Here is a 10,417-nt window from a genome sequence, read left to right as displayed (position 1 = left end):
CAGTTCAGGCGCCATCCAGCGTGCGGCGGACCTTGTCGAGCAGTTCGCTGATCTGGAACGGTTTGACCAGCATGTCCATGCCGGTGCCAAGGAAGACCTGACGGTTGAGCGCGGTTTCGGCGTAGCCGGTCATGAACAGGATCGGCAGCCCTTCGTGCCAGCCACGGGCAACATCCGCCAGTTCACGGCCGCTCATGCGCGGCAGGCCGACGTCGGTCAGCAGCAGGTCGATCGACGGATCGTTCTGCAAGCGCTCCAGCGCCGACTCGATATCAGCCGCCTGTGTGCAGCGATAACCGGCATCTTCCAGCACTTCGGTGACGAACAAGCGCACCGTGGCCATGTCCTCGACGATCAGCACATGCTCGCCACTGCCTTTGGCATCAGGCACCGGCACAGGCGCGTCGGCCCCGGTCGGGTCGTTGGTGCCGGGCAGCATGATGGTCACTTCGGTGCCACGCCGGGCGACGCTGCGAATGTGCGCATCACCGCCCGACTGACGGGCAAAACCGTAAATCGTCGACAGACCAAGCCCAGTGCCCTGACCCAACGGCTTGGTGGTGAAAAACGGTTCGAACACCTTGTCGATCACGTTGTGTTCAATGCCGGTGCCGTCGTCGCGTACCGACAGCGCCACGTACGCGCCATCGGCCAGATTAGGATCGCCGTGGGAATAAGCGGCGTAAGTATTGACCCAGATATTGCCGCCGGAGGGCAGGGCATCGCGGGCGTTGATCACCAGGTTGAGCACGGCGCTTTCCAGCTGCACCGGGTCGACCAGCGCAATCGCCGGTTTGTTGGTCAGTTCCAGCTTGAGGGTGATGCGCTCGCCGATGGTGCGCACCAGCAATTCTTCCAGCGAGCGGACATGCTCGTTGATGTCCACCGGCCGTGTATCGAGCGGCTGCTGGCGGGCAAATGCCAGCAGACGATGGGTCAGCGAGGCCGCGCTCATCGCTGAGTTCAGCGCTGCTTCGGTGTAGAACTGCACCTTGTCCAGACGCTCATCGGCCACGCGTTTCTGGATCAGTTCCAGGCTGGTGATGATCCCGGTCAGCAGGTTGTTGAAGTCGTGGGCGATACCGCCGGTGAGCTTGCCCAGCGCATCCATTTTCTGCACTTGCAGCAATTGCGCCTCGGCGTGCACGCGCTCGGCGACTTCCTTGGCCAGCTGCGTGGTGGTGTCATCCAGCCGCGCCAGATGCGAGCGCTCGCGGTGGCGGTGTTCGGTGACGTCCTCGACAAACACCAGGCTCAGCTCTGGCGTGCGATACGGCGAAATCTGCCATTGCGTCTCGCGAATCTCGCCCTGCACGCGCATGTTCAGCGTGCCTTTCCAGCGCTCGCCGTCGACCAGACGCAGACGCAGTTCATCGAGGATCGAGCATTGATCTTCGGCGAAGCATTCACGCAGCGCCTGCGGGTCGCGGTTATCGACGATCAATTGGGCAAATGCGTGATTGCATTCATGCACTTTCAGATTGGCATCGAGCACCGCGATCGGCGCCGAGACGTTAGCGAAGATCTCGCGGAAACGCGCCTCGCTTTCGCGCAGGGCATTTTCCGTGTCGCGCACCCGCAGCAGGGTACGCAGCGTCGCCAAGAGCACATCCGGGTCGACCGGGTGAATCAGATAGGCATCGGCGCCCGCGTTGAGGCCGGTGATGATGTCGCCGGTCTGGATCGACGCCGCTGACACATGAATCACCGGCAGCAGCGCAGTGCGCGGGTCGGCGCGCAACAGGCGGACGATGTCGAAACCGCTCATGTCCGGCAGGTTGACGTCGAGGATCAACGCATCGAGGGCTTCGCTCTCGATCAGGGCCAGGCCGTCGCTGCCGGTGCCGGCTTCGAGCACCGTGTAGCCATGGCGCTCCAGGCGTCGGCGCAGGGCGTAACGGGTGGCGACGTTGTCATCGACGATCAACAGGCGGATGTCACGATTCATCGACGTTCTCCAGAGCGATCGCCAGCGGGATGATGACAAAGAACGTCGAGCCGACGCCCGGCGTACTGTCTACCCCGACTTCACCGCCGAGCAGGGCGGCGAAACGCTTGCACAGTGACAGGCCCAGACCGGTGCCGCGCAGACGTTTCTGCAATGGCGAATCGACTTGGGAGAAGTCTTCGAACAGCGTGTCATGCAGCTCGGCCGCGATGCCGATGCCGGTGTCGCTGACGGCAAAGCGCACCTTGTCTTCACCTTCCAGTCGCGCCGACACGCGCACTTCGCCACGGGTGGTGAATTTCAGCGAGTTGGAAATGAAGTTGCGCAGGATCTGCCCGAGCTTCTTGTCATCGGTATACAGGCGCGGCAGGCCCAGCGGCTCTTCGAAGATCAGATCCACCGCCGAAGCATCGACGATGGCCGGAACATCCCGCGCAGGGCCGAAAACAGGTCGAACATGTCGAACCAGGCCGGCGAGATGCTGATGCGCCCGGCTTCGATCTTCGCCAGATCGAGCAGGTCATCAACCATGTCGCTGAGCTCGCGGGCAGCGGTGCTGACGAAGGCTACCTGCTTGTGCTGTTCAGGGCTGAGCGGGCCGTCCAGTTCGTCAGCGAGCAGACTGTTGATGCTCAGGATCGAGCCCAACGGCGTACGAAATTCGTGGCTCATGTACGACAGGAAGCGGCTTTTCAGATCCGATGCCTGACGCAGTTCTTCAGCCTGAGTGTCGAGCTCGGCGTACAGCGCCAGCACGCCCTGGTTGGTTTCATCGAGCTCTTCGCGCAGGGCAGTGGTTTCGCGCTGCAACTGAGCGATGAGCGCCGCCTGTTCAGCAGGGCTCAGGGTTGTCGATTCAGCCATGGGCGGCCTCCAGATCAACGACCAGCACCGTCACGTCATCGCGACCGCGACAGAAGTCGCGGTGCAGGACGCTGGCTATCACGGACGGATGGCGATGCACCAGGCCGGGGTAGTCTTTGAGATTCCAACGGGACTGTAAGCCGTCGCTGTACATGATCAATAAATGTCCGTTCACGTGAGCATAGTCAAAGGGTTTGGCTTTACGGTACTGGCCGCCGACGATACCGGGGTGCGAGGCCAGGCCACGGGATTTGCCAGCCTCGAGCAGACTGGCGCCAATGTTACCGACACCGGCGAACGTCAGACCATCGCGCTGGCTGTCGAACTGCGCGAAAGCGACGGCGCCGCCGCGGGTGCCGAGCATTTCCTGATGCAGGTCTTCCATCAATACCACAGGATCGGCAAACGGCGCCCGCGCGAATGCCTGGGCACCGGCCAGGCCCGCACGTTCCGCGTCCTCGCCATGGCCGAGGCCATCGACCACCAGCGCGCTGATCCGCGAACCTTCATACGCCAGATGCCAGACATCACCGCAGGCCGGATCGGCATGCAGCGAATGCTGGCTGACCCCGAAGCGGATATCCGCGTGACGATCGCTGCGCGCAAAGATCCGCGCCAGCAACACCGCGCCACGGTGGTCGGCGTAGACATCGAACACATTGGTTTGTCGCGAGACCGCGCCAAGACCGATGCCCTGCGTACCGCCAGTGGAAAAACCATCCGCCAGACAGGCATCCAGATCAAAGCCCTGCGCGCGATCCACGGTCTGCATTTCGATGCCGAAACCGTTATCCGGACGAGTCAGTACACGCAGATGGAACTCGCCGCGCTGGGCATGCTTGAGCACGTTGCTTGCCAGTTCCGTCGCGACCAGTGCCACGCGGCCGGCATCGTTTTCGTCGAAGCCATGCTGCTCGGCGAGTTTCTGCGCGGTGCGCCGGGCGTGGCCGATCTGGCTGCTGTCCTCGATCGGCAGAACCTGGGTCAACGACCCGGTGATATTCATGTCCATCGTGTGATCGTAATGCGCGTGCCTTTGCCGGGCTCAGTGTCGAGTTCGAATTCATTGACCAGGCGCTTGGCGCCGGTCAGGCCGAGGCCTAGTCCGCTGCCGGAAGTCCAGCCGTCGGTCATCGCCAGTTTGATGTCGGGGATGCCCGGGCCTTCGTCGCGGAACGTGATGCGCAAACCGACCCGGCCGTTTTCCTCGAGGATCTGCCAATCCATGTCGCCGCCGCCGCCATAGACCATGGTGTTGCGCGCCAGCTCGCTGACGGCGGTGACCAGTTTGGTCAGGTCGATCAGGCGCATGCCGCATTCGGTGGCGAGCTTGCGCGTGGTCTGGCGCGCCAGTACCACGTCCTGTTCGATCAGGATGGGTTGAGTACCACTGCTGCGTACGGTCATTGCAGGCGTACTCGATCCTGCAGCAGTTTCATTCCGCGTTCGACGTTGAGGGCGGTGCTGACGCCCGGCAAGGTCATGCCCAGCTCAACGAGCGTGATCGCCACCGCCGGTTGCATGCCGACCAGCACGGTTTCGGCGTCCATGATTTTCGACAACCCCGAGATGGTGCCGATCATGCGCCCGATGAACGAGTCGACCATGTCCAGTGCGGAAATGTCGATCAGCACACCACGGGCCGAGGTCCGGCTGATGCGCTCGGACAGATCGTCCTGCAGGGTCATGGCGAGCTGGTCGTGCATGTCGACCTGAATGGTCACCAGCAGCAAATCGCCCATTTGAAGAATCGGAATACGTTCCATGGTCAAGCCGTCTTGACGAGGCTGACACCCAAGCGGGTCAAGGCCAGTTTCAATGCGTCGGCCAGATTGGCCTTGGTGACTACGCCTTGCAGATCCAGACCCAGGTGAACGATGGTTTGGGCGATCTGCGGACGCACGCCACTGATGATGCAATCGGCGCCCATCAGGCGAATCGCGGTCACGGTCTTCAGCAGGTGCTGGGCGACCAGGGTGTCGACGGTCGGCACGCCGGTGATGTCGATGATGGCGATCTCGGAACCGGTGTCGACGATGCGTTGCAGCAGCGATTCCATGACTACCTGGGTGCGTTGCGAATCGAGGGTGCCGATCATTGGCAGGGCGAGGACGCCATCCCACAGCTTGACCACCGGCGTCGACAGTTCCAGCAATTCTTCCTGCTGACGCTTGATCACCGCTTCGCGGGATTTCTGGAAGGTGCCGATGGTGTGCATGCCGACCGTATCAAGCAGTTCGGAAACTTCCAGCAGTTGCTCGGCGAGCAGTGCCGGCTGGTCCTGATAATGGTTTTGCAGCAGGGCGAACAACGGGCCCTTCAGGGCAAAGATGAAATTGGCGGTTTGCTGGGAATCCTGGCCGAGCAGGGCGCGGCTCTGCGACAGCTTTTCAAGAAACTGACGGGTGTCTTCCCAGCCTGCGGCGGCAATCTTGCTGCCGTTGCCGTTTTCCAGACCGGCCAGCAGCAGGCCGAGCAAGTCGCGGGTTTGCTGAGCGAGGTCGTGTTCCTTGAGATTGCGCGTGGCACCGCTGGCTTCGAGGCGTTTGGTCCATTCGCTCAGCAGTTGAGCCTGGTTGTTCCTGATTGCTTCAACTGTGCTGTTCTGCAGTGCTGCCATGTGCGTGTCGCTCCGTTACGTATAGGGGCCGGCTCAGCGAAATGACCGGCGCGAATTGACTGACATTTGCCGCTTGAGATAGTTGTTCATCCAGCGGTGAAATTTTCTGCCTGCCGCGTCGAACGCCCCGCTAACTCTAGTCGGCGTGGCAGCAGGCAACGATGTTTTGAACGAATCTACGGCGTCAGGCTTCGAATCTGCATGCCCGACGTTTTCCAGTCGTGCTGGAAGAAGGAGGCAGGACTATGAATGAGGTGGATATGAACGAGCAAGCGCCGCAACAGCAAAATCAGTCCTCAGAGTCAATTAACCGCAACGACCCGGCCATCGACCCGCAGGCACCGGGACAAAATACCCCCGCGCCGGCTGAACAAGGACAGGCGGACAGCGCGGCTGCCGAGGTCGATCAGAAGCAGCATCACAATGACAACAGCAACGAGTTCAGCCCCGGCTTCAAGCCTGACCCGGATCGTCCTGAACCGGGCGAAAGCACCGACGCCGATATCGACACCGATGGCGGTTGATCGCTGAAACGCAAAAAGGCCGCATCGAAGGATGCGGCCTTTTTATTGCCGGGCGGTTACTTGCTCGGATGTTTGGCTTGCAGCTCTTTGGCGTGGGCCAGGTGTTTTTCCAGCGCTGGCAGCATCTTCTGTGCGAACGCTTTCAGTTCGGTGGCGCCTTTGGCCTTGTCATCGGTCACGGTGTTCGCCTGTTTCTTGAACAGCTCGATGGTTTCTTCATGAGCCTTGACCTGGTTGTTGGCATAGGCCGCATCGAAGGATTCATCGCGCATGTCGAGAATCTTTTCCTTGGCCTGTTTGACCAGGGTGGTGGTGTCCGGGACTTCGATATCGTTGGCTTTGGCGATCGCCGCCAGCTCATCGTTGGCCTTGCTGTGATCGGTGATCATCTGGTTGGCAAAGGCTTTGATGTCTGCTGACTGGCTTTTTTCCAGAGCCAGGCGGCTGGTTTCGATTTCAGCGATGCCACCGGCGGCGGCGTTATCGACAAAATCGTTGTCGGTAGCGGCAAAGGCGCTGCCCATGCCGGCAGACAGTGCAACAGCCAGAGCGAGATGACGCAGGTTGAATCCGTCCATTGGGTATCTCCACGCAGGTTTTTGTGAGCGTTATCCAATGGAGCGAACGCACAGACCAAAGGTTTTATCGCATTTACGACAGGGCGACGAACGGCAACCGCTGGTCTGACAGGGTGTCGACAGAAGCCATTGCGCAAGGCCATGCTGATAACGAGTCAGCGCATCGGTCGCGCTGGTTGTCGATCAATTTGATGGAGGTGTTTCATGCCGGTTTCACATGATCTGTATCAGGACCTGGGCTGCAAAAAGGAAGAGATCGAGCAAAAACGCTCCGAGGATGCGAAGCTGGATTCGCTGCTCAACAAGTATTTCGACGTGGATAAAGCGGTCGTCGAGGCCGAGAACGCCCAGTCCGACGCCCCCACTGACGACGAGCTGAAAAAGCTCAAAGAGAAGCGTGTGATCGTCAAGGAACAGATCGTCGCCCAACTGGCCGGGCAGCCGCTGACGGGACAGTAATCACCCGACCTGTGGTCATTTTCTCAAGGGAACGGCTACGGTCAACGGCACCTCCAATGTGCAGAGTCTGCAAACCATCGACTCGTTGCGAGGTGCCTCATGAACGATCCGAAATTCCCCAGTGAAGAGCAGGGCGGCTTCGACCCGATACCGACCCGCCCTGAACCGAACAGCCCGGCGCATACCACAGCGCATCCGGAAAAAACCGTAAAGGAATTGCCGGAGGATGAAGATCCGGAGAAGTTCGACCGGTCCAGCAACTGACAGACTGCCTTCGCGAGCAGGCTCGCTCCCACATTTGGAATTCGTTTCCCCTGTGGGAGCGAGCCTGCTCGCGAAGGCGCAAGTCCATTCCCCCGCAAATCGCGCAGGCTCACTTCAGCGCCGCATCCAACCCCATCCGCCCCATATGCCTCGCCTTCAACGATCCGAAATACAACCACTGCCCATACTCGCGCACCGTGGTAATCGGCGAATAATTGCCTTCGCTCGCGTCCTGCAGATTGGCAATCACCTTGCCGTCCAGATCCAGCCCCAACACGAACCCACGCTTTTCAACAGGCTTGGGCAAAACCGTCAGCGCCCGCACTATCATCTTGCGCAAAAACGGATGTTCAGCCGTGCCGTCGAGTAATGCACTGCGCGGCGCGTACAACGCTACCCAAAAGCGATTGCTGCCATTGAACGAGAGGTTGTCCGGAAGCCCCGGCAAGTTGTCGATGAACACATCATGGGTACCGGCCTTCGGCCCGCTCAGCCAGTAGCGGCTGATGCGATAAGCACCGGTTTCATTGACCAGCACATAGGCTTCGTCGGGGCCAAGGGTGACGCCGTTGGCGAACTGCAACTTGTCGAGCAAGACGCTGGTCTTGCCGCTCTGAAAGTCGTAACGCAGCAAACGGCCGTCGGCGCCGTGCTCGATGATCGCCTCACCGTCATGGCCATAGCCCCAGCGGCTCGAGGCATCGCTGAAGTAGGCGTAGTGGCCTGACTTGTCGATCGCTACATCATCGGTGAAACCAAATGGCACGCCGTTGGCCTCGGTGGTCAACGGGATCACGCGGCCCTGCGCATCGAGAGACAGCAGGCCCTTGACCGCATCCGCAATCACCAGCATGCCGTTCGGATGACGGGCGAGGCCCAAGGGGCGGCCACCGGTGTCGGCCAGGACCTTGCGCTGCGTGCCGTCGAGGCTGCTGCGGATCAGCCGGCCGTCATGCAATCCGGTGATGAGAAATTCGTCTTCCAGCAGCAGCGCCTCAGGCCCTTCGATGTCGCTCGGCCCGACCTTTGCAACAGCTTTCAGGCGCTGGTTGTCCGCGTAGATGCCTTCTTTCAGCGAGGGCGCCGGTGATGGTGTCCATGCTACCGGTTCGACTTTGGTTGGCAGCAAAAACAAGAAGGCGATGACGAGAGTGATCAGCAGGCACAGCAGATAACGTAATTTCACGCGCTGGCCCTCGCCGCGCCGATGTACTGCGCGGTCGTGTCGCGCAGGGCAAGCATGGACGCGGCAGACTCGCGCTCGATGCGACGCTTGAGCAACAGGCGATTAGCCAGACGCATGAGCAAACCGTCAAAGCGATATTCCAGCGTGCGCACGAAACGCGTGCCGCCAGCCTCCGCCGAGCACTCGTAAGTCAAACGCAGGGACAGGCCCTGATCACTTTGCGCGCGTGCGCACCAGCGCCGGCCCGGCAGGTATTCACTGACTTCCCAGCGCAAGTGACCGGCACGTCCGCCGGCATGGATGTCCTCTTCGAAACGCGCACCGGCATGCAGCGGGCCTTGCGGACCGTCAATTTTCAATGAAGACGGATGCCAGTCCGGCCAGTGACTGACGCTGGCGGCATAGGCCAGCACAGCGACCGGCTCGCCGGCGATATCGATCTGGTGCTGCATGCGCGTCATGGGCATTTGCGAATCACTCAAAGGGGCGGGTTCCGGCTCGAGGTACAGCGTGCCGAACAGGTAGTCCATCAAGGGCAGAACGATGTTGAAGTTACGCTCCTGCATGCGCTCGCGGCGGTGATGCAGTTCATGCAGACGGCGCATCTGGCGAATCCACGGCAACCGGGTCAAGGGATTTCGCGGCGGCAGATGTTCACAGGCGTGAAAGGCTTCGTAGAGCAGATAACCGAGCACCATGCACCCTGCGAAAAGCCCGGCGACATTGGCGTTGACCTGCGCGAGCAGCCACCAAAGGGGCAGGGTGATCACCAGGGTATGAATGACGATCAGCCAGGCTGGAAACAGAATCACCCGCCAGTCCCGCGCGCTGTCGTAGGTCATGTGCCCGGGGGTGAAAAAGCTGTGATGGTCGCCGGCATGCCGCGCGTAGAACATCTTTGCGAAGGCTTTTTTGTGATGGCCCAGATGGCGATGGACCATGTACACGCCGAAGTTGAACAACAACAGGCTCAGCGGCACCGTCAGCCATTCCAGCCAGTTCACTGAATGCACCGTGCGCCAGAACGCAGCGATCGCGAAAATGCCGAACAGCAATACGAACGCGCCATGCAGCCACGGGTTGTACAAAGGATGAATGGCCGCGCGGTAGCGGCTGCGGAATGCCTCGGTGGTCTGCCTCAATGCGTTTCACCTGCGGGTATTGTTGTTATACCCGGCAGATTAGCCGATCCGCTGACTTGTGCAGCGCGAACCTTGCGGCCTTAAGCGCCATGCTCTGGACTGAGGCTGTCCGTCAGCTCAACGGATTCCAGCGCTGCGACCAGTCGTCATCGGTGCGGATCACTTCGCGCAACAGATCGAAGGCCTGTTGCAGCACTGCCGAGTCGCGATCACGGGAATACACCAGATAGGTCGGATAGCCGAATTCCGGCGCTTTGGTGACGGCTTCCAGGGCGCCGGTCTCCAGGTAAGTGCGCACAACGCGAGTACGGAAATAGCCGCTGCCGCCATGTTCGAGGATGTATTGCAGGGCCAGCGGGCCAAGGTTGAAGCTCAGCGCGGCTTTGGCTTTTTCCGGCAGGGCGGCGTCGTGCTGACGGCGGAAATCCGGGCCCCAATCGATGTAGACGTAAGGCTCCGGACGCTCGGGGGCGCGCACCAGAATCAGTTTTTCCTCCAGCACTTGCTCGACCTGCAAGCCCGGCCAGTACTCCGGTTGATAAACCAGCGCCGCATCGAGTACGCCAAGTTCGAGCTGACGCAACAGATTCTCGCCATCGCGGATTTCCATGCGCAGTGCGTGGCCGGGGATTTTCTCGCGCAGTTCCGCCGCCCAACTGAGCATCAACGGGTTGCACAGGCTGACCTCGCCACCGATGTGCAGAACGTTGTGATAACCCTCGGGCAGCGGCAAGTCGCGGCGCGCGGCTTCCCAGGTCTGCACCAGTTGATTGGCGTAGATCACGAACGCTTCGCCATTGGCCGTCAACTTCGCCCCGGCGCGATTGCGCAC

At 60.7% G+C, this 10,417-nt stretch carries 12 protein-coding genes and 1 pseudogene; 3 read left to right on the top strand and 10 right to left on the bottom strand.

What is annotated here, in order from left to right; genetic code table 11:
• Window positions 1-4 precede the first annotated feature (4 nt).
• The 6 genes and pseudogenes from D6877_RS04110 to D6877_RS04085 form a co-directional block, all read right to left on the bottom strand.
• Window positions 5-1,948, bottom strand: coding sequence for a response regulator (locus tag D6877_RS04110; RefSeq protein ID WP_073474818.1), 1,944 nt, complete (start codon window positions 1,946-1,948; stop codon window positions 5-7).
• Window positions 1,938-2,812: pseudogene (locus tag D6877_RS04105) on the bottom strand (ATP-binding protein). Before D6877_RS04105 ends, D6877_RS04110 begins: the two are co-directional and overlap by 11 nt.
• Window positions 2,805-3,818 carry an ATP-binding protein gene (locus D6877_RS04100; RefSeq protein WP_130909936.1) on the bottom strand — a complete coding sequence of 338 codons (1,014 nt, stop codon included), beginning with the start codon at window positions 3,816-3,818 and terminating at the stop codon, window positions 2,805-2,807. The pseudogene D6877_RS04105 and the gene D6877_RS04100 overlap by 8 nt, the downstream one beginning before the upstream one ends.
• Window positions 3,815-4,219 carry an anti-sigma regulatory factor gene (locus D6877_RS04095; protein WP_016774465.1) on the bottom strand — a complete coding sequence of 135 codons (405 nt, stop codon included), beginning with the start codon at window positions 4,217-4,219 and terminating at the stop codon, window positions 3,815-3,817. Before D6877_RS04095 ends, D6877_RS04100 begins: the two co-directional genes overlap by 4 nt.
• The gene (locus D6877_RS04090; RefSeq protein WP_016774466.1) at window positions 4,216-4,578 is read right to left on the bottom strand and encodes an STAS domain-containing protein; all 363 of its coding nucleotides are present in this window, start codon (window positions 4,576-4,578) and stop codon (window positions 4,216-4,218) included. The genes D6877_RS04095 and D6877_RS04090 overlap by 4 nt, the downstream gene beginning before the upstream one ends.
• A 2-nt stretch (window positions 4,579-4,580) precedes the next feature.
• The gene (locus D6877_RS04085) at window positions 4,581-5,432 is read right to left on the bottom strand and encodes an STAS domain-containing protein (RefSeq protein WP_130909935.1); all 852 of its coding nucleotides are present in this window, start codon (window positions 5,430-5,432) and stop codon (window positions 4,581-4,583) included.
• Window positions 5,433-5,692: 260 nt separating this feature from the next.
• Here D6877_RS04085 and D6877_RS04080 point away from each other — a divergent pair, with 260 nt between their 5' ends.
• The gene (locus D6877_RS04080; protein WP_130909938.1) at window positions 5,693-5,956 is read left to right on the top strand and encodes a hypothetical protein; all 264 of its coding nucleotides are present in this window, start codon (window positions 5,693-5,695) and stop codon (window positions 5,954-5,956) included.
• Window positions 5,957-6,012: 56 nt separating this feature from the next.
• On the opposite strand, the gene D6877_RS04075 is transcribed toward D6877_RS04080, so the two are convergent.
• Entirely contained in the window at window positions 6,013-6,534 is a 522-nt protein-coding gene (locus D6877_RS04075) for a DUF4142 domain-containing protein (RefSeq protein WP_016774469.1), read from the bottom strand.
• A 204-nt stretch (window positions 6,535-6,738) separates the two neighbouring features.
• On the opposite strand from D6877_RS04075, the gene D6877_RS04070 reads away from it, so the two are divergent.
• Window positions 6,739-6,993, top strand: a complete 255-nt coding sequence (locus D6877_RS04070) for a DUF465 domain-containing protein (RefSeq protein WP_130909934.1) — start codon at window positions 6,739-6,741, stop codon at window positions 6,991-6,993.
• Window positions 6,994-7,092: 99 nt separating this feature from the next.
• Entirely contained in the window at window positions 7,093-7,257 is a 165-nt protein-coding gene (locus D6877_RS29315) for a hypothetical protein (RefSeq protein ID WP_165368399.1), read from the top strand.
• Between the two features lie 109 nt (window positions 7,258-7,366).
• Here the strand turns inward: D6877_RS29315 and D6877_RS04065 are convergent, their stop codons facing one another.
• The 3 genes from D6877_RS04065 to D6877_RS04055 all read right to left on the bottom strand — a co-directional run.
• Window positions 7,367-8,443: an SMP-30/gluconolactonase/LRE family protein gene (locus D6877_RS04065; RefSeq protein ID WP_130909933.1), complete on the bottom strand. Its 1,077-nt coding sequence runs from the start codon at window positions 8,441-8,443 to the stop codon at window positions 7,367-7,369.
• Window positions 8,440-9,585, bottom strand: coding sequence for an SRPBCC family protein (locus tag D6877_RS04060; protein ID WP_130909932.1), 1,146 nt, complete (start codon window positions 9,583-9,585; stop codon window positions 8,440-8,442). The genes D6877_RS04065 and D6877_RS04060 overlap by 4 nt, the downstream gene beginning before the upstream one ends.
• A gap of 112 nt (window positions 9,586-9,697) precedes the next feature.
• Window positions 9,698-10,417, bottom strand: a 720-nt coding sequence (locus D6877_RS04055; RefSeq protein ID WP_130909931.1) for a substrate-binding domain-containing protein, incomplete at its 5' end; no start/stop codon positions are given.

It is taken from the genome of Pseudomonas sp. Sample_9 (assembly GCF_004307535.1).
GTDB lineage: Bacteria > Pseudomonadota > Gammaproteobacteria > Pseudomonadales > Pseudomonadaceae > Aquipseudomonas > Aquipseudomonas mercuritolerans.
The sequence above is the reverse complement of the archived record's forward strand: the minus strand, read 5'-3'. Positions and strand labels throughout refer to the sequence as shown.

Bases quoted from the DNA above. Each gene is read 5' to 3' on its own strand.
- D6877_RS04100 (WP_130909936.1), bottom strand. From the start codon at position 3,818: ATGAATATCACCGGGTCGTTGACCCAGGTTCTGCCGATCGAGGACAGC.
- D6877_RS29315 (WP_165368399.1), top strand. From the start codon at position 7,093: ATGAACGATCCGAAATTCCCCAGTGAAGAGCAGGGCGGCTTCGACCCG.
- D6877_RS04110 (WP_073474818.1), bottom strand. From the start codon at position 1,948: ATGAATCGTGACATCCGCCTGTTGATCGTCGATGACAACGTCGCCACC.
- D6877_RS04070 (WP_130909934.1), top strand. From the start codon at position 6,739: ATGCCGGTTTCACATGATCTGTATCAGGACCTGGGCTGCAAAAAGGAA.
- D6877_RS04095 (WP_016774465.1), bottom strand. From the start codon at position 4,219: ATGACCGTACGCAGCAGTGGTACTCAACCCATCCTGATCGAACAGGAC.
- D6877_RS04075 (WP_016774469.1), bottom strand. From the start codon at position 6,534: ATGGACGGATTCAACCTGCGTCATCTCGCTCTGGCTGTTGCACTGTCT.
- D6877_RS04090 (WP_016774466.1), bottom strand. From the start codon at position 4,578: ATGGAACGTATTCCGATTCTTCAAATGGGCGATTTGCTGCTGGTGACC.
- D6877_RS04080 (WP_130909938.1), top strand. From the start codon at position 5,693: ATGAACGAGCAAGCGCCGCAACAGCAAAATCAGTCCTCAGAGTCAATT.
- D6877_RS04085 (WP_130909935.1), bottom strand. From the start codon at position 5,432: ATGGCAGCACTGCAGAACAGCACAGTTGAAGCAATCAGGAACAACCAG.